The sequence below is a fragment of the Klebsiella sp. PCX genome (assembly GCF_021869705.1).
GTDB lineage: Bacteria > Pseudomonadota > Gammaproteobacteria > Enterobacterales > Enterobacteriaceae > Klebsiella > Klebsiella quasipneumoniae.
Genome location: NZ_CP091527.1, coordinates 1,630,739 through 1,651,712 on the forward strand (window position 1 = coordinate 1,630,739; position 20,974 = coordinate 1,651,712).

At 60.4% G+C, this 20,974-nt stretch carries 18 protein-coding genes and 1 riboswitch; of the genes, 10 read left to right on the forward strand and 8 right to left on the reverse strand.

Annotated features, from left to right (window positions below):
- Positions 1-18 precede the first annotated feature (18 nt).
- The 4 genes from GQR96_RS07635 (at position 19) to GQR96_RS07650 (ending at position 5,588) form a co-directional block, all read left to right on the forward strand.
- Positions 19-744, forward strand: a complete 726-nt coding sequence (locus GQR96_RS07635; RefSeq protein WP_017899626.1) for a histidine utilization repressor — start codon at positions 19-21, stop codon at positions 742-744.
- A gap of 142 nt (positions 745-886) precedes the next feature.
- Positions 887-2,575 carry a urocanate hydratase gene (gene hutU / locus GQR96_RS07640; RefSeq protein ID WP_004886099.1) on the forward strand — a complete coding sequence of 563 codons (1,689 nt, stop codon included), beginning with the start codon at positions 887-889 and terminating at the stop codon, positions 2,573-2,575.
- A complete protein-coding gene (gene hutH, locus GQR96_RS07645; protein WP_032455741.1) occupies positions 2,572-4,107 on the forward strand; it encodes a histidine ammonia-lyase in 1,536 nt (511 codons plus the stop codon). Before hutU ends, hutH begins: the two co-directional genes overlap by 4 nt.
- A gap of 98 nt (positions 4,108-4,205) precedes the next feature.
- Complete coding sequence (locus GQR96_RS07650) at positions 4,206-5,588, forward strand: amino acid permease (protein ID WP_004886104.1); 1,383 nt, start codon at positions 4,206-4,208, stop codon at positions 5,586-5,588.
- A gap of 420 nt (positions 5,589-6,008) precedes the next feature.
- On the opposite strand, the gene GQR96_RS07655 is transcribed toward GQR96_RS07650, so the two are convergent.
- Together GQR96_RS07655 and bioA are read right to left on the reverse strand one after the other, a co-directional pair.
- Entirely contained in the window at positions 6,009-6,485 is a 477-nt protein-coding gene (locus GQR96_RS07655; RefSeq protein WP_002895575.1) for a kinase inhibitor, read from the reverse strand.
- A gap of 70 nt (positions 6,486-6,555) precedes the next feature.
- Positions 6,556-7,845, reverse strand: a complete 1,290-nt coding sequence (gene bioA / locus GQR96_RS07660) for an adenosylmethionine--8-amino-7-oxononanoate transaminase (protein ID WP_065905022.1) — start codon at positions 7,843-7,845, stop codon at positions 6,556-6,558.
- Positions 7,846-7,930: 85 nt separating this feature from the next.
- Between bioA and bioB the strand changes: the two genes are divergently transcribed.
- From bioB to bioD, 4 genes are read left to right on the forward strand one after another with little or no spacing between them, the layout of a single operon-like run.
- Complete coding sequence (gene bioB, locus GQR96_RS07665) at positions 7,931-8,971, forward strand: biotin synthase BioB (protein WP_004886109.1); 1,041 nt, start codon at positions 7,931-7,933, stop codon at positions 8,969-8,971.
- A complete protein-coding gene (bioF, locus tag GQR96_RS07670) occupies positions 8,968-10,125 on the forward strand; it encodes an 8-amino-7-oxononanoate synthase (RefSeq protein ID WP_065904951.1) in 1,158 nt (385 codons plus the stop codon). Before bioB ends, bioF begins: the two co-directional genes overlap by 4 nt.
- Positions 10,109-10,864, forward strand: a complete 756-nt coding sequence (bioC, locus tag GQR96_RS07675) for a malonyl-ACP O-methyltransferase BioC (protein WP_065904949.1) — start codon at positions 10,109-10,111, stop codon at positions 10,862-10,864. Before bioF ends, bioC begins: the two co-directional genes overlap by 17 nt.
- Positions 10,857-11,579, forward strand: coding sequence for a dethiobiotin synthase (gene bioD, locus GQR96_RS07680; RefSeq protein ID WP_004886117.1), 723 nt, complete (start codon positions 10,857-10,859; stop codon positions 11,577-11,579). Before bioC ends, bioD begins: the two co-directional genes overlap by 8 nt.
- On the opposite strand, the gene GQR96_RS07685 is transcribed toward bioD, so the two are convergent.
- Both GQR96_RS07685 and GQR96_RS07690 read right to left on the reverse strand, forming a co-directional pair.
- On the reverse strand, positions 11,521-12,243 hold the full coding sequence (locus GQR96_RS07685) for an ABC transporter ATP-binding protein (protein WP_017900923.1): 723 nt from the start codon (positions 12,241-12,243) through the stop codon (positions 11,521-11,523). The genes bioD and GQR96_RS07685 overlap by 59 nt on opposite strands.
- 86 nt (positions 12,244-12,329) lie before the next feature.
- Positions 12,330-12,542, reverse strand: a complete 213-nt coding sequence (locus GQR96_RS07690) for a hypothetical protein (RefSeq protein WP_032431208.1) — start codon at positions 12,540-12,542, stop codon at positions 12,330-12,332.
- 410 nt (positions 12,543-12,952) lie between these two features.
- On the opposite strand from GQR96_RS07690, the gene uvrB reads away from it, so the two are divergent.
- Positions 12,953-14,974 (forward strand): excinuclease ABC subunit UvrB, encoded by a 2,022-nt coding sequence (gene uvrB / locus GQR96_RS07695; RefSeq protein WP_004886127.1) that lies wholly within the window; start codon positions 12,953-12,955, stop codon positions 14,972-14,974.
- A 252-nt stretch (positions 14,975-15,226) separates the two neighbouring features.
- Here the strand turns inward: uvrB and pmrB are convergent, their stop codons facing one another.
- The 4 genes from pmrB to yvcK all read right to left on the reverse strand — a co-directional run bounded on the left by pmrB (position 15,227) and on the right by yvcK (position 19,648).
- Positions 15,227-16,324 (reverse strand): two-component system sensor histidine kinase PmrB, encoded by a 1,098-nt coding sequence (gene pmrB / locus GQR96_RS07700; protein WP_004886129.1) that lies wholly within the window; start codon positions 16,322-16,324, stop codon positions 15,227-15,229.
- 3 nt (positions 16,325-16,327) lie between these two features.
- On the reverse strand, positions 16,328-16,999 hold the full coding sequence (pmrA, locus tag GQR96_RS07705) for a two-component system response regulator PmrA (protein ID WP_004886130.1): 672 nt from the start codon (positions 16,997-16,999) through the stop codon (positions 16,328-16,330).
- Positions 16,999-18,639: a phosphoethanolamine transferase EptA gene (gene eptA / locus GQR96_RS07710; protein ID WP_065904947.1), complete on the reverse strand. Its 1,641-nt coding sequence runs from the start codon at positions 18,637-18,639 to the stop codon at positions 16,999-17,001. The genes pmrA and eptA overlap by 1 nt, the downstream gene beginning before the upstream one ends.
- Before the next feature lie 103 nt (positions 18,640-18,742).
- A complete protein-coding gene (yvcK, locus tag GQR96_RS07715) occupies positions 18,743-19,648 on the reverse strand; it encodes a uridine diphosphate-N-acetylglucosamine-binding protein YvcK (protein WP_065878966.1) in 906 nt (301 codons plus the stop codon).
- Positions 19,649-19,856: 208 nt separating this feature from the next.
- Positions 19,857-19,995, forward strand: a riboswitch (molybdenum cofactor riboswitch).
- Here yvcK and moaA point away from each other — a divergent pair.
- On the forward strand, positions 19,983-20,972 hold the full coding sequence (moaA, locus tag GQR96_RS07720) for a GTP 3',8-cyclase MoaA (RefSeq protein ID WP_004886137.1): 990 nt from the start codon (positions 19,983-19,985) through the stop codon (positions 20,970-20,972). Its footprint overlaps the riboswitch before it by 13 nt.
- Positions 20,973-20,974 lie beyond the last annotated feature (2 nt).

The window sequence follows — 20,974 nt, forward strand, 5'->3', positions numbered from 1 at the left end:
CAAAAGGAAAGCCAGGCTATGTTTTCACAGCAACCCCGTTCCGCGCCCGCGCCTTTTTATGAGAAGGTGAAGCAGGCTATCGGTGAAAAAATTCACAGCGGCGTCTGGCGACCGCATGACCGTATCCCTTCGGAAGCGGAGCTGGTGGCCCAGTTCGGCTTCAGCCGGATGACCATCAACCGCGCGCTGCGCGAGCTAACGGATGAAGGCCTGCTGGTCAGGTTGCAAGGGGTGGGGACCTTTGTCGCCGAGCCGAAAGGGCAGTCGGCGCTGTTTGAGGTGCGCAGCATTGCCGAAGAAATTCTTGCCCGTCACCATCAGCACCGCTGCGAGGTGCTGCTGCTGGAGGAGACCCGGGCGGATCATATTCAGGCGACGGCGCTCAGCGTAGCGGAAGGCACCCGCATCTTTCACTCGCTGATGGTGCATTACGAAAACGAGGTGCCGGTACAAATCGAAGATCGCTGCGTCAATGCCGCGGTGGTGCCGAACTATCTCCAGCAGGATTATACCGCCACCACGCCCCATGATTATCTGTCGCTGATCGCCCCGTTAACCGAAGGTGAACATATTGTTGAAGCGGTGCAGGCCACAGCGGAAGAGTGCGCGCTGCTGCATATTCACGCCCACGATCCCTGCCTGCTGATCCGTCGCCGCACCTGGTCGACAACCCATATCGTTTCCCACGCGCGCCTGCTGTTCCCCGGCAGCCGTTATCGTCTGCAGGGCCGCTTTGGCTCCTGATCCACTCTGGCGTCAGCAAAACGTGATTGCTGACGCAATATAACAAAATTGTATCATTTCTGTTAAATCCTGCCTTGCGCATGCTTGTATAGACAAGTATATGTATCTACGTAAACAACGTTCATTGTCAGGAGAAACCCCGATGTCGCAAAGCAAATATCGCCAGCTGGACGTCCGTGCGCCAAGAGGCACGACGCTGACCGCGAAGAGCTGGTTGACCGAAGCCCCGCTGCGTATGTTAATGAATAACCTCGATCCCGATGTCGCCGAAAACCCGCACGAGCTGGTGGTCTATGGCGGTATTGGTCGCGCAGCGCGCAACTGGGAATGCTATGACGCTATCGTGAAGGCGCTGAAGAACCTGGAAAGCGACGAAACCCTGCTGGTCCAGTCCGGCAAGCCGGTGGGCGTTTTCAAAACCCATGAAAACTCGCCGCGCGTGCTGATCGCTAACTCCAACCTGGTCCCGCACTGGGCGACCTGGGAACACTTCAACGAGCTGGATGCCAAAGGGCTGGCGATGTACGGCCAGATGACCGCTGGCAGCTGGATCTACATTGGCAGCCAGGGCATCGTGCAGGGCACCTACGAAACCTTCGTCGAAGCCGGTCGTCAGCACTATCAGGGCAGCCTGAAAGGCCGCTGGGTGCTAACCGCCGGGCTGGGCGGCATGGGCGGCGCGCAGCCGCTGGCCGCGACGCTGGCCGGGGCCTGCTCGCTGAACATTGAATGCCAGCAGAGCCGCATCGATTTCCGTCTGCGCACCCGCTATGTGGACGAACAAGCTACTTCTCTGGATGACGCCCTGGCGCGCATCAAGAAATACACTGCCGAAGGTCGCGCTATCTCCATCGCCCTGTGCGGCAACGCCGCGGAGATCGTGCCGGAGCTGGTGAAACGCGGCGTGCGCCCGGATATGGTCACCGACCAGACCAGCGCCCACGACCCGCTGCACGGCTATTTGCCGAAAGGCTGGAGCTGGGAAGAGTATCAGCAGAAAGCCGAATCCGATCCGCAGGGCACCATTCTGGCGGCGAAACGCTCGATGGCCGACCACGTGCAGGCGATGCTGGCCTTCCATGAGATGGGGGTCCCGACCTTCGACTACGGTAACAACATTCGCCAGATGGCTCAGGAAGTGGGCGTCAGCAACGCCTTTGATTTCCCGGGCTTCGTGCCGGCCTATATCCGCCCGCTGTTCTGTCGGGGTATCGGACCGTTCCGCTGGGTAGCGCTCTCCGGCGATCCGCAGGATATCTACAAAACCGACGCCAAAGTGAAAGAGATCATTAAGGATGATAAGCATCTGCACCACTGGCTGGATATGGCGCGCGAGCGCATCAGCTTCCAGGGGCTGCCGGCGCGTATCTGCTGGGTCGGTCTGGAATGGCGGCAGAAGCTGGGCCTGGCGTTTAACGAAATGGTGCGCAGCGGCGAAGTCTCCGCGCCGATCGTCATTGGCCGCGATCACCTTGACTCCGGCTCCGTCGCCAGCCCAAACCGCGAAACCGAAGCGATGCGCGACGGCTCTGACGCGGTCTCCGACTGGCCGCTGCTCAACGCCCTGCTCAACACCGCCAGCGGCGCGACCTGGGTGTCGCTGCACCACGGCGGCGGGGTAGGCATGGGCTTCTCGCAACACTCCGGGATGGTTATCGTCTGCGATGGCACCGATGAAGCGGCGGCGCGTATCGCCCGCGTCCTGCACAACGACCCGGCCACCGGTGTGATGCGTCATGCCGACGCGGGGTACGAGATTGCCATTGAATGCGCAGCAGAACAGGGTCTCAATCTTCCGATGGTCGCGGCAACGCAGGGGAACGCGAAATGAAATCTTTAACTCTGATCCCGGGTCAACTCAGCCTGTCGCAGCTCCGCGACATCTACAGCCACCCGGTGAATATTACCCTCGACAGCGGCGCGTTTGCCGCCATCGACGAGAGCGTGGCCTGCGTCAACGCCATCCTTGCCGAAGGGCGGACTGCCTACGGCATTAACACTGGTTTTGGCCTGCTGGCGCAGACCCGGATCTCGACGGAAGATCTGGAGAACCTGCAGCGTTCGCTGGTGCTGTCCCATGCGGCGGGCGTTGGCGAGCCGCTGGACGATGACCTGGCGCGCCTGATTATGGTGCTGAAGATTAACAGCCTGTCCCGCGGTTTCTCCGGGATCCGCCTGAGCGTGATCCAGGCGCTGATTGGCCTGGTGAATGCCGGCGTGACGCCGTGGATCCCGGCGAAAGGTTCCGTCGGCGCCTCCGGCGACCTCGCGCCGCTGGCGCATATGTCGCTGACCCTGCTTGGCGAAGGCAAAGCGCGGGTACGCGGCGGCGAATGGCTGCCGGCCACCGAAGCGCTGCGTCAGGTTGGGCTGGAGCCGATTACCCTGGCGGCGAAAGAGGGGCTGGCGCTACTCAACGGCACCCAGGCCTCGACCGCTTTTGCCCTGCGCGGTTTGTTCGAAGCCGAAGATCTGTTCGCCTCCGCGGTCGTTTGCGGGGCGTTAACCACCGAAGCGGCGCTGGGTTCGCGTCGTCCGTTCGATGCGCGTATTCATGAGGTACGCGGCCAGCGCGGGCAGATTGATGCGGCGGCGCTGTATCGCCATCTGCTGACCGACGATAGCGCGATCTCGCAGTCGCACCATAACTGCAGCAAGGTGCAGGACCCGTACTCCCTGCGCTGTCAGCCGCAGGTGATGGGCGCCTGCCTGACCCAGATCCGCCAGGCGGCGGAAGTGCTGCTGGCCGAAGCCAACGCGGTCTCTGATAACCCGCTGGTCTTTGCCGCTGAAAATGACGTCATCTCCGGCGGTAACTTCCACGCCGAGCCGGTGGCGATGGCCGCGGATAATATCGCGCTGGCGATCGCCGAAATCGGCTCGCTCTCCGAGCGCCGCATCGCGCTGATGATGGACAGCCATATGTCGCAACTGCCGCCGTTCCTCGTGAAAAATGGCGGGGTGAACTCCGGGTTTATGATTGCCCAGGTCACGGCGGCGGCGCTGGCCAGTGAAAACAAAGCGCTGTCGCACCCGCACAGCGTCGACAGCTTGCCGACCTCCGCCAACCAGGAAGACCACGTCTCGATGGCGCCGGCGGCCGGTCGCCGCCTGTGGGCGATGGCCGAGAACACCCGCGGCGTATTGGCCGTTGAGTGGCTGGCGGCGGTGCAGGGGCTGGATATGCGCGAAGGGCTGACCACCAGCCCACTGCTGGAAGAAGCGCGTCATCTGCTGCGCGAACGTGTCCCTCATTATACGCAGGATCGCTACTTCGCCCCGGATATCGATAATGCCATTGCGCTTCTGGCGGCCCGTCACCTGACGCGTCTGCTGCCTGCCGTACTGCCAGGCCTGCACTAATCACCGTTGTTCTCTGTACCCGCGTCGGGGGAAGTCATTCCCCCGACCGCCCTACATCGCATATTTGTCGTCATATAAAAAAACCAGGACACCTGTATATGCAACAACAACACAAGCCACATCTGCTGCGCGGGCTCAATGCCCGACACATTCGATTTATTGCGCTCGGCTCCGCTATCGGCACCGGGCTGTTCTATGGCTCGGCCTCCGCCATCAAGGCGGCGGGCCCGGCGGTGCTGCTGGCCTATCTGATTGGCGGCGCGGCGGTGTTTATCGTCATGCGCGCGCTGGGCGAGATGGCGGTGCGCAACCCGGTTTCCGGCTCCTTCGGCAGCTACGCCCGCCAGTATCTCGGGCCGCTGGCCGGGTTTATTACCGGCTGGACCTATACTTTTGAAATGGTGATCGTCGCCCTGGCCGATGTCACCGCCTTCGGCATCTATATGGGATTGTGGTATCCCGATGTCCCGCGCTGGATCTGGATCCTCAGCATCATCTTCTTTATCGGTGCCATGAACCTGTGCAACGTGCGGGTGTTCGGCGAGATGGAGTTCTGGCTGTCGCTGGTGAAGGTGGTGGCTATTATCGCCATGATGCTGGCGGGCGCCGGGATCATCTTCTTTGGCTTCGGCCATAGCTTCCCGGCTACCGGTCTGGAAAATCTGTGGAGCCACGGCGGCTTTGCTCCTAACGGCTGGCAGGGCGTTATCGCTTCGCTTGGCATCGTGATGTTCGCTTTCGGCGGGGTGGAGATTATCGGCGTCACCGCCGCGGAAGCGAAAGATCCGAAAAAGGTCATCCCGCAGGCCATCAATACCATTCCGCTGCGTATTATCCTGTTCTACGTCTGCACCCTGGCGGTGCTGATGGCGATTTTCCCGTGGAACAGCTTTGGCGAGCAGGGGAGTCCGTTTGTGCTGATTTTCGACGGTCTGGGGATCCCGGCGGCGGCGACAATCCTTAACATCATCGTGATCAGCGCCAGCATTTCGGCAATTAACAGCGATATCTTCGGCGCCGGGCGCATGATGTACGGCATGTCGAAAGAGGGGCTGGCGCCGAAAAGCTTCCAGCGCATCGCCAGCAACGGCGTACCCTGGATGACGGTGGTGGTCATGGGCGGCGCGCTGCTGGCGGCGGTGGTGCTGAACTATCTGATCCCCGAGCAGGTCTTTGTGCTGATTGCTTCGCTGGCGGCATTCGCCACGGTGTGGGTGTGGTTGATGATCCTGCTGTCCCATTTCGCCATGCGCCGTAGTTTGTCTGCCGAAGAGCGCAGCCAGATTGCCTTCCCCGTCCCGTTCTGGCCGGTTGCGCCGCTGTTGACGCTGCTGTTTATGGGGCTGGTTATCGCGGTGCTGGGGATGTTTGCTGAGACGCGGATGGCGCTGATTGCCGGCCTGGTCTGGCTCGGGCTGCTGACGGTGGTGTGGTACGCGCGGGTGCGTAAAACGGCGCTGCAGGTAGCCACTGAACAGTAAGGCCAATTTCCCCGGTGGCGCTGCGCTTACCGGGGCTACGAGGTGTGAGGCTGGGAGAGGCCCCCGTAGGCCGGGCAAGGCGTCAGCCGCCGCCCGGCATAAAAGCGGCTCAGTGCCCGCGGCAATCGCCCGGCAGCGCTGCGCTTGCGTGGGCCTGGGGATATTGTAGATACTGTTATCGGCTTGTAACGGTTTTAATCCGGTAAAAACAGTTGTTTTGTATTAATTCCGAGCACATTGCGCTCCCGAAATGTCTTCTACGTTATGTTTCTCATGGTGCAGGGAGCGCACAGGGGGCGGCCAGTCGCCGCCGCCCCCTGTACCCCCGGGCTCCGGCCAGCAACATCGCCACTTCGTGGTGCCTTCGACTTATCCCAGCAAGTAGCCCGGATAAGGCGACAGCCGCTATCCGGGGGAAGATTAACTGAACAGGGCGGTGATGGAGGCGCTGGCGAGGGAATGGAAATGGACGTTAAAGCCGACCATTGCGCCGCTGGCCTCGGCATCCACTTCAATTTTCTCGACGTCCAGGGCGTGGACGGTAAAGATATAGCGGTGGGTTTCGCCCTTCGGCGGCGCTGCGCCGCCGTATCCCGCCTTGCCAAAATCGGTGCGGGTCTGAACGGCCTCTTCCGGCAGCTCCGCCTGGCCGGAACCGGCCCCTTGCGGCAGGACGCGGGTATCCGCAGGCAGGTTAGCCACCACCCAGTGCCACCAGCCGGAGCCGGTCGGCGCATCCGGATCGTAGCAGGTCACCACAAAGCTTTTGGTTCCTGCGGGCACATCATCCCACATCAGATGCGGCGAAATATTGTCGCCATCGTAGCCCATGCCGTTGAAGACGTGACGATTAGGCAGCTTACCGCCGTCCTGGAGATCGTGACTGATCAGTTTCATGCTTCATCCTCATTGATAATGCGCTGATTAACCTGGAAGTGTAGCCTGCACCACGACGCAATTCCGCTATTTATTCGCTAAAAAATGTTTCGTCCTGCACCGCCAGGTTAACGGCGCGGGTCAGGCGGGACAGCTGTTCAGGCGCGATGATGTACGGCGGCATCAAATAGATCAGGCGGCCAAACGGGCGGATCCACACCCCCTGCCCGACGAAAAAGTGCTGCAGGGCAGCCATATTGACCGGGCGACGGGTTTCAACCACGCCAATAGCGCCCAGCACGCGGACATCGGCGACCAGGGCGGATCCCCGCGCCGGCGCCAGCTCGGCCAGCAGCTGGGCTTCAATCGCCGCCACCTGCCGCTGCCATTCGCCGCTCTCCAGCAGGCGCAGGCTTTCGCTGGCCACCGCGCAGGCCAGCGGGTTGCCCATAAAGGTCGGGCCGTGCATAAAGCAGCCAGCTTCACCGTTGCTGATGGTTTCCGCCACCTCGCGGGTGGTCAGCGCGGCGGAGAGGGTCATGGTGCCGCCGGTCAGCGCCTTGCCCAGACACAGTATGTCGGCGGTAATCCCGGCGTGTTCACAGGCGAACAGCTTGCCGGTGCGGCCAAAGCCGGTGGCAATCTCATCGGCGATCAGCAGTATCCCTTCCCGGTCGCACATTTTACGCACCCGCTTCAGCCACTCCGGATGGTACATCCGCATCCCGCCCGCGCCCTGTACGATCGGTTCGAGGATCACCGCGGCGATGTCGTGACGGTGCGCGGCCATCAGGCGGGCAAAGGGCACTATATCCATTTCATCCCACTCGCCGTCAAAGCGGCTCTGCGGCGCGGGGGCGAACAGGTTATCCGGCAGATAGCCCTGCCACAGGCTGTGCATCGAGTTCTGCGGATCGCAGACCGACATCGCGCCGAAGGTATCGCCGTGATAGCCATTGCGGAAGGTCAGGAAACGTCGACGCGGTTGGCTTTTCGCCTGCCAGTACTGCAGCGCCATTTTCATCGCCACCTCAACCGCCACCGAACCGGAATCAGCGAGGAAAACGCACTCCAGCGATTCCGGAGTCATTGCCACCAGCTGGCGGCACAGGGCCACCGCCGAGGGGTGAGTGATCCCGCCGAACATGACGTGCGACATCTGGTCGATTTGCGCTTTCATCGCCGCATTAAGACGCGGGTGATTGTAGCCGTGGATTGCCGCCCACCAGGAGGACATACCGTCAACCAGTTGTTCGCCGCCGGCGAGGGACAGCTCGCAACCGTGGGCGGAAACCACCGGGTAGACCGGCAGGGGGGAAGTCATAGAGGTGTAGGGGTGCCAGATGTGGCGCCGATCGAAGGCGAGATCGTCCAGGGTCATAAGCGACTTGTAAACCATTTTGAAAACATTTAGGTTTACGAGTATAAACCGAACCGTAAATTAACAAAACCCTTTGGAGAAGCCAATGGCTCACCACGTACGTTGGACAATGTCGCAAGTAACTGAATTATTTAATAAACCACTCATCGATCTGTTATTCGAAGCGCAGCAAATCCACCGGCAACACTTTGATCCGCGCCAGGTGCAGGTCAGCACCCTGCTGTCGATCAAAACCGGCGCTTGCCCGGAAGATTGTAAATATTGTCCGCAGAGCGCGCGCTATAAAACCGGGCTCGAAACAGAGCGCCTGATGGAAGTCGAGCAGGTGCTGGAATCAGCGCGTCAGGCGAAAAACGCCGGCTCGACCCGCTTCTGCATGGGCGCGGCGTGGAAAAACCCCAATGACCGCGATATGCCGTATCTGGAGCAGATGGTGAAAGGAGTGAAGGCCCTGGGGCTGGAGTCGTGCATGACGCTTGGCACTCTGACAGACAGCCAGGCGCAGCGCCTGGCCGAGGCGGGCCTCGATTACTACAACCACAACCTCGATACCTCGCCGGAATTTTACGGCAACATCATCACCACCCGCACCTACCAGGAGCGCCTGGATACCCTGGACAAAGTGCGTGACGCCGGGATCAAAGTCTGCTCCGGCGGTATCGTCGGGCTGGGGGAGACCGTGAAAGACCGCGCCGGCCTGCTGCTGCAGTTGGCTAACCTGCCCACGCCGCCGGAAAGCGTACCGATCAACATGTTGGTGAAGGTCAAAGGTACGCCGCTGGCGGATAACGACGATGTCGACGCTTTCGATTTTATTCGCACTATCGCCATCGCGCGCATCATGATGCCCACCTCTTACGTGCGTCTCTCCGCCGGCCGCGAGCAGATGAACGAGCAGACCCAGGCGATGTGCTTTATGGCCGGGGCGAACTCGATTTTCTATGGCTGCAAACTGCTGACGACGCCTAATCCGGAAGAAGATAAAGACCTGCAACTGTTCCGCAAGCTGGGGATCAACCCGCAGCAGACGGCGGTGCTGGAAGGTGATAATGAGCAGCAGCAGCGCCTGGAGCAGGCCTTACTCACCCCGGACACTGAGGAATATTACAACGCGGCGGTGCTATGAGCTGGCAGCAGCGAATCGATCGGGCGCTGGACGAGCGACGAGCGGCGGATGCTCTTCGCCGCCGCCTGCCGGTGACGCACGGCGCCGGGCGCTGGCTGGCGCGGGAAGGGGAGCGCTGGCTTAACTTCTCCAGCAATGACTATCTTGGCCTGAGCCAGCATCCGGCGATTATCGCCGCCTGGCAGCAGGGGGCGGAACGTTATGGCGTCGGTTCCGGCGGTTCGGGACACGTAAGCGGCTATAACGAGGCCCACCGCGCGCTGGAAGAGGAACTTGCCGACTGGCTGGGCTATCCGCGCGCGTTGCTGTTTATCTCCGGCTTTGCCGCCAATCAGGCGCTGATCGCCGCCCTGGCGGATAAAGAGGATCGGATCGTGGCCGACCGCCTGAGCCACGCCTCCCTGCTGGAGGCGGCAAGCCTCAGCCCGGCGCAGCTACGCCGTTTCGCCCACAACGATCCGCAGCACCTCGCGCAACTGCTGGCTAAGCCGCTGGCGGGCGAACAGTTGGCGGTCACTGAAGGCATTTTCAGCATGGATGGCGACAGCGCGCCGCTGGCGGCCATTCACGCCGCGGCGCAGGCCGCCGGGGCATTGTTGCTGGTGGATGACGCCCACGGCGTCGGCGTGGTCGGCGACGAAGGACGCGGGAGCTGCGCCGCGCAGGCGGTGCGCCCTGAGCTGCTGGTGGTTACCTTCGGCAAGGCCTTCGGCGTCAGCGGCGCGGCGGTGCTGTGCGACGAAGCAATGGCCGATTATCTGCTGCAGTTTGCCCGTCATTTGATCTATAGCACCGCGATGCCGCCCGCCCAGGCGGTGGCGCTGAGCGCCGCGCTACGGGTGATTCGCAGCAATGAAGGACAGCAGCGTCGCGACATCCTGGCCGCCCGCATCCGGCAGTTCCGCAAGGGGATGGGCGAGACGTCGCTGGGTTTGACCGACTCCGTCAGCGCGATCCAGCCGCTGATCGTCGGCGATAACGGCCGGGCGCTGAGCCTGGCCGCACGTCTGCGCGACGCGGGCTGCTGGACGACGGCGATCCGTCCACCGACGGTGCCGGTCGGCAGCGCTCGTCTGCGCCTGACCCTGACCGCCGTCCATCAGGCTGAGGACATTAACCGTTTACTGGAGGTGCTGCATGGCCACGGTGAATAAGCAGGCGGTGGCCGCGGCGTTTGGCCGGGCGGCCGGCGGCTATTCGCAACATGATGAACTGCAGCGGCGCAGCGCGGAATTGCTGCTGCGCCAGCTGGCGCGTCGCGATTTTCCCCGGGTGCTGGATGCTGGCTGCGGCCCCGGCGGCATGAGCCGCCGCTGGCGTGAGGCGGGCAGCGTGGTGACCGCGCTGGATCTCTCCCCCGGGATGCTGGCAGAGGCGCAGCGTAACGACGCCGCCCAGTATTACCTGCTGGGCGACATTGAGGCGCTGCCGCTGCCGGACGCCTGCGTCGATCTGGCGTGGAGCAATCTGGCGGTGCAGTGGTGCGACGATCTGCGCGCCGCCCTTGGCGAGCTGTACCGGGTGGTGCGCCCCGGCGGCAGGGTGGCGTTTAGCACGCTGCTGGCCGACTCGCTGCCGGAGCTCAATCAGGCGTGGCAGGCCATCGACGACCGGCCGCATGCCAACCGTTTTCTCAGCGAAGCGGCGGTGTGCGCGGCGCTGAGCGGCCTGCGGGCGTCCGGCGAGGTGCATCAGATTAGCCTGCCGTTCGCCGACGCGCTGAGCGCCATGCGATCGCTGAAGGGCATCGGCGCCACCCATTTGCACCAGGGGCGGGCATCGGCCCCGCTTGGTCGCGGCAAACTGCGCGAGCTACAGCTGGCCTGGCCGCAGCGGCAGGGCGTCTGCCCGCTGACGTATTCTCTTTTTACAGGAGTCATTGAGCGTGACTAAACGTTTTTTTGTCACCGGGACCGATACTGAAGTCGGGAAAACCATCGCCAGCAGCGCCCTGCTGCAGGCGGCGAATCAGCTGGGTTTTCACACCGCTGGCTACAAGCCGGTGGCTTCCGGCAGCGAGCTTACCGCCGCAGGGCTGCGTAATGAAGACGCGCTGGCGCTGCAGCGTCATAGCCGGGTCGCGCTGCGCTATGAACAGGTTAACCCGTATACCTTCGCCGAGCCGACCTCACCGCACATCATCAGCGCCGACGAAGGGCGGCCGATCGCCGCGGCGAGGCTCTCCAGCGGGCTGCGCGAGTTAGAACGCCTCGCCGACTGGGTGCTGGTGGAAGGGGCCGGCGGCTGGTTTACGCCGCTGTCGGAAACCCTGACCTTTGCCGACTGGGCGCAGGCGGAGCAGCTGCCGGTGATTCTGGTGGTGGGCGTCAAGCTCGGCTGCATCAATCACGCGATGCTTACCGCCCAGGCGGTACGCCAGGCAGGGCTGCCGCTCGCGGGGTGGATCGCCAATGACGTGCAGCCGCCGGGCAAGCGCCACGCCGAGTATCTGGCGACGCTGAAAAACCGGCTGGCCGCGCCGTTCCTCGGCGAAATACCGTGGCTTGCCGATATCGCGCAGCGCGACGATCTCGGCCAGCATCTGGATCTCAGGGCGCTGGATCCGGCGTCATCCACTGCGCCAGCAGCGGTTCATCCAGCGCCATAATATCGCCTTCGGCGACGTTACGGCCCCGGTGCAAAACACAGAAACGATCCGCCACCCGGCGGATAAAGGGCAGGTGCTGCTCGGCGAGCAGCACCGTCAGGCCGATATCGCGATTCAACCGCAGCAGCAGATCCGCCAGCTTTTGCAGACAGCGCGGCCCTCTGCCGCGCGAGGGTTCATCAAGGATCAGCAGCCGAGGCTGGACAATCAGCGCCCTGGCCAGCGCCAGTTGGTACTGATCGTCGTCGCTCAGCGAGGCGCCTTTGCGCTGCCGTAGGGCATAGAGTTCGGGAAAATGCTCATAGATTTCGCCGCCGCTGGCGTTAGCCCCGGGTTTCCCGGCCGCGAGGGCAATATGCAGATTCTCTTCCACGCTGAGCTGCGAAAAGATGCGTTTATCCTGCGGCACATAGCCGATACCGATGGCGCTGCGCGACTGGGCCGACAGGGGGGTGAGATCCTGCGGCGGGGCGCCAATGTCATGCCAGGTCATCCGGCCGCTGGCCACCGGCAGGTGCCCGGCAATGCAGTTAACCAGGGTGGTTTTTCCCATGCCCTCGCGTCCCAGTACGCCAATGCACTCCCCCGGGCGTAGTTCAAGATCGACATTCCACAGCGAATGCTGGTTGCCGTAAAAGTGATTTACTGCCTGTAAATTCAACATGGACGTTTTCTCCTTATCCTGGCGTCAGGGCGACAGAAAGATGCTGCAAAACTCTTGCCAGGAAAAAGAACGCTCGGAAAAAAACGCTAAATGCCGATACCATCAGGCACAGCCAGCGCCGGGGCTGCACTTTTCCGGTGCCCGACGCTAAAGGGTGGTGCAAAAAGCAGCAAAAATCGAGCGGCTTTAAGCGGATAGTTATCAAAAATAGTTCGATAAAAATTTTTCGCCACGTGATTTAGGCCGCCAGACGATTTGCGCCGGGCGGCGGCGGTCTTGGGCTGCAGACAGTTATCCACTATTCCTGTGGATAACCTTGTGTATTAGAGTTAGAAAACCTGCGGTAAGCTAGAGCGTACGCGGCTTGCGGCTGAATTGGCGCGAAAGGCGTCTTTTCTTTAAAAACATTAAATATCAGCTTGTTAGATAAAATCAATGGGTGTAAGAAAAGCGTCATCTGCTGCCATAAAACTTTCACCCGTCCGCTTGACAAATGTTAAAAGGTAAAAATTTCTGGGGATAACCCTGACGGCCGGAGGATTATTCCGCCCGGCGCGCGTTTTATACCCTGCTTACCGGCAAAAAAGGCCATATTGTGGCGCTATCATAAGCACGCACTGTTTAAATATCCAGTATAATTTATTGGCAAAAAACGGCCCGGGGGGTAGAATTAAACACCGGCCGCTAAATCTTTTTCAGGTTCTGATTGATGAGTAAATCGTTTGTTCTGCATTCCGCCTTTCGCCCCTCCGGAGACCAACCGGAAGCCATCCGCCGCCTGGAAGAGGGGCTGGAGGATGGGCTCGCGCATCAAACGCTGCTGGGGGTCACCGGCTCCGGTAAGACCTTTACCATCGCCAACGTGATTGCCGATCTGCAGCGGCCGACGATGGTGCTGGCGCCAAACAAAACGCTGGCGGCCCAGCTCTACGGCGAGATGAAAGAGTTTTTCCCGGAGAATGCCGTCGAGTATTTCGTCTCCTACTACGATTACTATCAGCCGGAAGCCTATGTCCCCAGCTCAGATACCTTCATTGAGAAAGATGCCTCGGTAAACGAACATATCGAGCAGATGCGCCTGTCGGCCACCAAAGCGCTGCTTGAGCGGCGCGATGTGGTGGTGGTGGCCTCTGTCTCGGCTATTTACGGCCTCGGCGACCCGGACCTGTATCTGAAAATGATGTTGCATCTGACGGTGGGGATGCTGATTGACCAGCGGGCGATCCTGCGCCGCCTGGCCGAACTGCAGTATACCCGCAACGATCAGGCCTTCCAGCGCGGCACCTTCCGGGTGCGCGGCGAGGTGATCGACGTCTTCCCGGCGGAATCGGACGATATCGCCCTGCGCATTGAGCTGTTTGACGAAGAAGTTGAGCGCCTGTCGCTGTTCGACCCGCTCACCGGCCATGTGGAATCGACGGTGCCGCGCTACACCATTTATCCCAAGACCCACTACGTGACGCCGCGGGAGCGCATTGTCCAGGCGATGGAAGAGATCAAGCTGGAGCTGGCGGAGCGGCGTAAGGTGCTGCTGGCCAACAACAAGCTGCTGGAAGAGCAGCGCTTAACCCAGCGCACCCAGTTCGACCTCGAAATGATGAACGAGCTGGGCTACTGCTCGGGCATTGAAAACTACTCGCGCTTCCTCTCCGGGCGCGGCCCCGGCGAGCCGCCGCCCACCCTGTTCGACTACCTGCCGGCAGACGGCCTGCTGGTGATTGACGAATCTCACGTCACGGTGCCGCAGATCGGCGGTATGTACCGCGGCGACCGGGCGCGCAAAGAGACGCTGGTGGAGTACGGCTTCCGCCTGCCGTCGGCGCTGGATAACCGGCCGATGAAGTTTGAAGAATTCGAAGCGCTGGCGCCGCAAACCATCTACGTGTCGGCCACCCCCGGCGCCTACGAGCTGGATAAATCCGGCGGCGAGGTGGTGGATCAGGTGGTGCGGCCGACCGGTCTGCTGGATCCGATCATCGAAGTGCGGCCGGTGGCGACCCAGGTCGACGATCTGCTGTCGGAGATCCGCCTGCGCACGGCCATCAACGAGCGCGTGCTGGTCACCACCCTCACCAAGCGGATGGCGGAAGACTTAACCGAGTACCTTGAGGAGCACGGCGAGCGGGTGCGCTATCTGCACTCGGATATCGACACCGTCGAACGTATGGAGATTATCCGCGACCTGCGTCTTGGCGAGTTTGACGTGCTGGTCGGGATCAACCTGCTGCGTGAGGGGCTGGATATGCCGGAGGTGTCGCTGGTGGCGATCCTGGATGCGGACAAAGAGGGCTTCCTGCGCTCCGAACGCTCGCTGATCCAGACCATCGGCCGCGCGGCGCGCAACGTCAACGGCAAGGCTATCCTGTACGGCGATAAGATCACCCCCTCGATGGCGAAAGCCATCGGCGAGACAGAGCGTCGACGGGAGAAACAGCAGCGCTATAACGAAGAGCACGGCATTGTGCCGCAGGGGCTCAACAAGAAAGTGGTGGATATCCTGCAGCTGGGCCAGAGCCTGGCGAAAACCAAAGCCAAAGGGCGCGGTAAAGCGAAGGCCGTCGAGCCTGCCGGGCTCAGCGGCGTGGATATGACGCCAAAAGCGCTGCAGCAGAAAATCCACGAGCTGGAAGGGCAGATGATGCAGCACGCGCAAAACCTCGAGTTCGAAGAGGCGGCGCAAATTCGCGACCAGCTGCATCAGCTGCGCGAACTGTTTATCGCCGCCTCCTGAGTCCCGGCGTGTACTGCCGGGAGGTGGACGTGCGGGAAGCAGACAAGGCGTGGCCCTTATCGCCCTGTTCCGCAGCCAGATAACCATTCGCGGTGAAGAAAAAAGGCCGCAAAGCGGCCTTCTTAATGTTTGCTTAATCTCGCCAGGCGACACTATCCTCAACCTGATGAGGATAGCGCCCATGCAAAAAATCAACTTCCGTGAATATCTGGCGGTCGCCACCGCCCTGGTCATTATTGTTGCCTTCTTCCATCAGTGGGTGCTGACGTTCTGACCCCCGCGCCGCGGGAATAACACCCACGCGCGGACCCCTGGCCCCGGCTGGCGGTTATGTAAAAAGAACTGGGCGTCATGCAGCTGAGCGATGCGCGTGACGATGCTCAGTCCTAGCCCTATACCGCCGTAGCGACTGTCCATGCGCACGAAGGCCTTACTGAGTTCGCCGCTTTTCGCCTCATCAATCCCCGGTCCTTCATCTTCCACTGCCATCACCGGCATCAGACCCGCTTTCACCGACACGCGGATCGTCGACCCTTGCGGGCTGTAGCGATGGGCATTCTCCACCAGATTGCGCAGAATGACGCGGATGAGCGTCGCGTCGCCAGAGACGACGGCCTCGCTTTCGACATCCGTCAGCAGCAGCCGTTGCTGGCGCTCGGCCAGCATGGTCTCCAGCTCATCCTGCAGCGGTTTGACCACGTCATCCAGCAGCAGCACCTGCTGATAGCTGCCGGCGGAAAAGGACTGACCGACGCGCGCCAGCTGCAGCAGCTGCGAAATGCTGGTGGTCATCTGGTCGAGCCGCTGGATCAGCGGGTCGACGCCCATGCCGTGCACTTTCGCCAGCAGCTCAAGGTGCAGCCGCAGCCCGGCCAGCGGGGTGCGCAGCTCGTGCGCCACGTCGGCGGTAAACAGCCGTTCGCGATCGAGAGTCAGATTGAGGCGGGAAACCAGCTGATTCAGGGCGGTGGTCACCGCCGTCACCTCGGGCACCGATTCGCTGAGCACGATGGGGGTGAGGTTGTCCGGGGTACGACTCTCCAGCTCGCTTTGCAGACGTGACAGCGGGCGGGTGATTTTGCGTACCGCCAGCATGCTGATATACAGCGCCAGACCCACGATCAGCAGGCTCGGCACCAGCAGGCTGGCGACCGCTTCCCGAACCTCATGCTCCACATGCTTTTGGTTGTTGTGCCCTTCGATGGCGCTGGCCACCAGCAGCTGGATCTGCTCTTTGCTCTCATGCCATAGCCAGAAGACGCTGATCAGCTGGCAGACCACCAGAATGGCGCCGATGGTCAACAGCAGCCGGTGACGCATGGTCCAGTTTTCGGTTGCAAACAGAGCCATGGTCTATTCCGTATCGATGTGGTTAGCCAGCATATAGCCGAAGCCCCTGACGGTGCGGATCCGCGATTTGCCAATCTTATCGCGCAGGTTATGGATATGCACTTCCAGGGTATTGGTCGCTGGCTCATTGTCCCAGCTGTAGATATCGTTGTAGAGGATCTCACGATGTACCGGGCTGCCGGCTTTCATCATCAGCCGCGACAGCAGGGCATACTCCTTCGGCGTCAGATCCAGCGCCGTCTCACCGAGCCACACCTGGCGGCGGGTGACGTTGAGGCGCAGATCGCCGACGCTGATTTCGTTATCGCCCTGATTATTATGCCGACGGAGCAGGGCGCGAATGCGCGCGTTTAGCTCTTCCAGGGCAAAGGGTTTCACCAGATAGTCATCCGCGCCGGTGTCGAGACCGCTAATGCGATCCTCAAGGGTATCGCGGGCGGTGAGGATCAGCACCGGCTGGGTCATTTTCTCCCGCCGCATACGGGCGAGAAAATGCAGGCCGTCTTCGTCCGGCAGGCCGAGGTCGAGTACGATCAGGCTGTAGTGATTGCTGGCCAGCGACAGCGCCGCTTCGTGCGCCGTGGAGACGCCATCGCACACGTATCCTTCGCTTTGCATCGCCAGGATTAACCCCTGCAACAACAGCGCATCGTCTTCAATGACTAAGATTTTCATCAACCAGCCTCTCTACATGGCGTTAAAATATCATCTGCCGCCTGGTACTCGTGGGTGCTGACGCCGAGCAGGCCGAGCAGGGTGGAGAACAGATTATCTTGTGAATAATCCTTCGTCTTAGCCTGTTGTTGCAAACACTGGCTGGAAACACCGTAACGTTGCTGGTAATCCGGCGACAGCCACAGCAGCATGGGCACGTGCTTTTGCGTATCCGGCGCAATGGAGTACGGCAGACCATGCAAATAGACGCCATTTTCGCCCAGCGATTCGCCGTGGTCGGACAAATAAACCAGGCTAGTGGTGAATTTGTCCTGTTTAGATTGCAGTAGTTTTATCGCTTTATCAACGACATAGTCGACATACAGAATGGTGTTATCGTAGGTATTGGTCAACTGTTGTTGCGTACAACTTTGGATTTCATTGGTATCGCAGGTTGGGGTGAATTTTTTGAACTCAGCCGGATAGCGATTGTAATAGGTTGGGCCGTGGCTGCCGATGGTATGCAGTACGATAATGCCATCCTGTTGCAGGTTATCGATATAGCTGTCGAGATTATGGAACAGCACGTCGTCGTAGCACTCGCCGTCGATGCACTGTCCGGTTAGCTTCAGATCGGTCACGTTCTGATGCGGTACCCGATCGCATGCCCCCTTGCAGCCGCCATCGTTGTCGTTCCACAGCACCTGGATGCCGGCGCGCTGCAGAATATCCAGGACGCCTTCCTGGTGATGGGCCAGCTCTTCGTCATAGCGCGCGCGCGGCATATTGGAGAACATGCAGGGCACGGAAACCGCAGTTGCTGTGCCGCAGGAGGTGGTTTTCGGGAAGTACACCACGTTGTCCTGTTGCAGGCGCGGGTTAGTCTCCCGATCGTAGCCGCCCAGTGAGAAGTTATCCGCTCGCGAAGTCTCGCCGAGCACCACAATCGTCAGGTTCTTACGGGGAGCGTTATGCATCACCGGTTTCTGTTTGGCATCTTCCCCAATCTTCACCAGCGGCAGGTTGTCCATGCGATGGTGCGCATACCAGGAGTTCAGCGCCACAATGCTGTTGGAGGGGCTCAGGGATTTCACCAGCTCTTTGTTGTTACGGAACACCGAGGCGTAATCTTTGTAGAACAGTGCGGCCACCAGAATTATCAGTAGTGCCGAAACGGCGATATTGAGCAGACGCATCGCCACGCCGCGCCAGAAAGAGGCAGGTTTACGAACTTTAATCCACCAGGCCACCAGAACCATCAACAGGCCGGAAACTCCAAGCACGATGACCATTTTCGTCGACAGCAGAGCGAAGCTTTCCGCCGGGGTGGTATCGAAGATATTGGCGATCATCGAACGGTCAATCACCACGCCGAAGGACCAGATAAAGTACTGAGCCGAAGCGCTGAGTAGAATAAAAAGGCTAATCACCAGCCGGTCCAGCTTCAGGAACGAGGCGAGGGTGGTGAGGATATTCATCACGCAAATGGCCACGATTGGCATACTGAGGAATACCAGCCAGTTATGCAGGCTATTTACCGGCAGTAGCGGGAAAACCTGGCGATAAAAAGCCAGGTTGAGAAAGATACCGATATAGCAAGCAAAGAGAATCAGATACGTTGTGCGGCTGAGAACGGGCCGACGCAGAGGCAATAAAGACATAACACCTACCTACAGAAAGAGATATGGGTATAATGCCAGCTCTGTTTTAAGACAACCTTAAGATTTTAAGGTGCGCCGAAAGCCGATCCTCCGGCGCGCAGGATCAGCCCGGCAGCTGGAGCGCTTTCTCCAGCGCCCCGCGCAGCAGCGCCCGGTCATGGCGATAGGGAACGTCGCTGGCCTCCAGCGGCGTCTGAATCACCAGCCTGTTGTCGATGCCGCTGATATCGGCTTTTGGGCCGGCGATAACCGCATCCACCACCCGCTTGCCCACATAGCGCTCCATAATCGCGATGCGCTCCGCCAGCGACAGCCTCGCGGCCGGGCTGTGCTCTTTGCCGAGGTTATCGATAAACACCATTGGCGCCGGAGTGCGACGCAGCGCCTGGGCCATCTCGTCAAGCAGCAGGATTGGCAGCAGGCTGGTATAGAAACTGCCCGGGCCGATAAGGATCAGATCGGCTTCGGCGATGGCCGCCACCGCCTCACGGGTGGCCGGTACCGGCGGGGTGAGCATCAGCTCCTGCGGCACGCTATCGAGCTGATCGATATTGACTTCACCGTAAACTTCATGGCCTTCATGATCGAGCGCCATCAAATCCACCGGTTGTTCCGACATCGGAATAAGAAAAGCGTCCACTTTGAGCAGGTTTCTGATCAAATTGATCGCTTCCAACGGCCGCACGCTGAGGTGATCCAGCGCCTTTAACATCAGATTTCCCAGGTTATGGCCGGAAAGCTCGCCATTGCCGCTAAAACGGTACTCAAACATCGCCGACGCCACGCTCGGCTCGGCGATTAACTGATTGATGCAGTTGCGCATATCGCCCCAGGCAATGCCGCCTTCCGAGCGGCGGATCCGCCCGGTGGATCCCCCGTTGTCGGTGGTGGTCACAATGCCAGTCAGCCGTGAGCCCAGCGAGGACAGGGAGGACATTACCCGACCCAGACCATGCCCGCCGCCGAGCGCCACCACCCGATCCAGGTCAGCGAATGTACGATTGCGCATAGAAATTCCTTATTTCACATAAACGGCCACACACTACCCGATCTACCCCTAAAAGACGATGGGAGGAGCCCGACAAACTGACCGATATCAAGGCAAAAAGATGATTTATGGCTATTCTGTAGCGAAAATGCACGAAGGCAGCGATATATACAAGAATATATAGCGAAATCGCAAATGGCGAAACCGCCTGGAACGCGCTACTATCGGCATAACCTGTTAACACTCTAGCCTCTTCGCCTGTGTCAAAAGATATGGCGGTTTGGCCGCGACGCCGCCGGTTGTCGCCAGGGCGTGGGAAGAAATGACCGCGTCTCCCGTATTTGGAAAGGTGTATATGGCCTCACAGCTTACCGATGCATTCGCGCGTAAGTTTTATTACCTGCGTCTGTCGATTACCGATGTGTGCAATTTCCGTTGCACCTACTGCCTGCCGGATGGCTACAAGCCCGGCGCCGTCAATAACAACGGCTTTCTTAGCGTAGACGAAGTGCGCCGGGTCACGCGCGCTTTCTCCGCGCTGGGCACTGAAAAAGTTCGCCTCACCGGTGGGGAACCCTCCCTGCGCCGTGACTTCACCGAGATCATCGCCGCCGTGCGTGAAAACCCGGCGATCCGTCAGATTGCCGTCACCACTAACGGTTATCGCCTGGCGCGCGATGTCGAACGCTGGCGCGATGCCGGGCTGACGGCGATCAACGTCAGCGTCGATAGCCTCGACGCCCGCCAGTTCCATGCCATCACCGGCCAGGATAAATTCCACCAGGTGATGGACGGGATTGACGCCGCCTTCGCCGCGGGCTTTGACAAGGTGAAGGTGAATACCGTACTGATGCGCGATGTTAATCATCACCAGCTTGATACCTTCCTCGCCTGGATCCAGCCGCGTCGTATTCAGCTGCGTTTTATTGAGCTGATGGAAACCGGCGAGGGCAGCGACCTGTTCCGCCGTCACCATCTCTCCGGCATGGTGTTGCGCGACGAGCTGCTGCGTCGCGGCTGGATCCACCAGATCCGCCAGCGCAGCGATGGTCCGGCGCAGGTCTTTTGTCATCCGGACTACGCCGGCGAGATCGGCCTCATCATGCCGTACGAAAAAGACTTCTGCACCACCTGCAACCGTCTGCGCGTCTCCTCCGTCGGCAAATTGCACCTGTGCCTGTTTGGCGAAGGCGGCGTCGACCTGCGCGACCTGATGGCCGATGATCGGCAGCAGGCCGCGCTGGAAGCGCGGATCGCCGAAGCCTTAACCCATAAAAAGCAGACCCATTTCCTGCATCAGGGCAACACCGGTATTACGCAGAACCTGTCCTATATTGGCGGATAATC

Excerpts from the sequence above, each read along its gene's own strand:
- GQR96_RS07655 (WP_002895575.1), bottom strand. The coding sequence starts at position 6,485 with ATGAAACTGATCAGTCACGATCTCCAGGACGGCGGTAAGCTGCCTAAT.
- bioC (WP_065904949.1), top strand. The coding sequence starts at position 10,109 with ATGGCCACGGTGAATAAGCAGGCGGTGGCCGCGGCGTTTGGCCGGGCG.
- hutH (WP_032455741.1), top strand. The coding sequence starts at position 2,572 with ATGAAATCTTTAACTCTGATCCCGGGTCAACTCAGCCTGTCGCAGCTC.
- moaA (WP_004886137.1), top strand. The coding sequence starts at position 19,983 with ATGGCCTCACAGCTTACCGATGCATTCGCGCGTAAGTTTTATTACCTG.
- hutU (WP_004886099.1), top strand. The coding sequence starts at position 887 with ATGTCGCAAAGCAAATATCGCCAGCTGGACGTCCGTGCGCCAAGAGGC.
- GQR96_RS07650 (WP_004886104.1), top strand. The coding sequence starts at position 4,206 with ATGCAACAACAACACAAGCCACATCTGCTGCGCGGGCTCAATGCCCGA.
- bioB (WP_004886109.1), top strand. The coding sequence starts at position 7,931 with ATGGCTCACCACGTACGTTGGACAATGTCGCAAGTAACTGAATTATTT.
- GQR96_RS07635 (WP_017899626.1), top strand. The coding sequence starts at position 19 with ATGTTTTCACAGCAACCCCGTTCCGCGCCCGCGCCTTTTTATGAGAAG.
- GQR96_RS07685 (WP_017900923.1), bottom strand. The coding sequence starts at position 12,243 with ATGTTGAATTTACAGGCAGTAAATCACTTTTACGGCAACCAGCATTCG.
- pmrA (WP_004886130.1), bottom strand. The coding sequence starts at position 16,999 with ATGAAAATCTTAGTCATTGAAGACGATGCGCTGTTGTTGCAGGGGTTA.
- bioF (WP_065904951.1), top strand. The coding sequence starts at position 8,968 with ATGAGCTGGCAGCAGCGAATCGATCGGGCGCTGGACGAGCGACGAGCG.
- yvcK (WP_065878966.1), bottom strand. The coding sequence starts at position 19,648 with ATGCGCAATCGTACATTCGCTGACCTGGATCGGGTGGTGGCGCTCGGC.
- pmrB (WP_004886129.1), bottom strand. The coding sequence starts at position 16,324 with ATGGCTCTGTTTGCAACCGAAAACTGGACCATGCGTCACCGGCTGCTG.
- bioA (WP_065905022.1), bottom strand. The coding sequence starts at position 7,845 with ATGACCCTGGACGATCTCGCCTTCGATCGGCGCCACATCTGGCACCCC.
- uvrB (WP_004886127.1), top strand. The coding sequence starts at position 12,953 with ATGAGTAAATCGTTTGTTCTGCATTCCGCCTTTCGCCCCTCCGGAGAC.
- eptA (WP_065904947.1), bottom strand. The coding sequence starts at position 18,639 with ATGTCTTTATTGCCTCTGCGTCGGCCCGTTCTCAGCCGCACAACGTAT.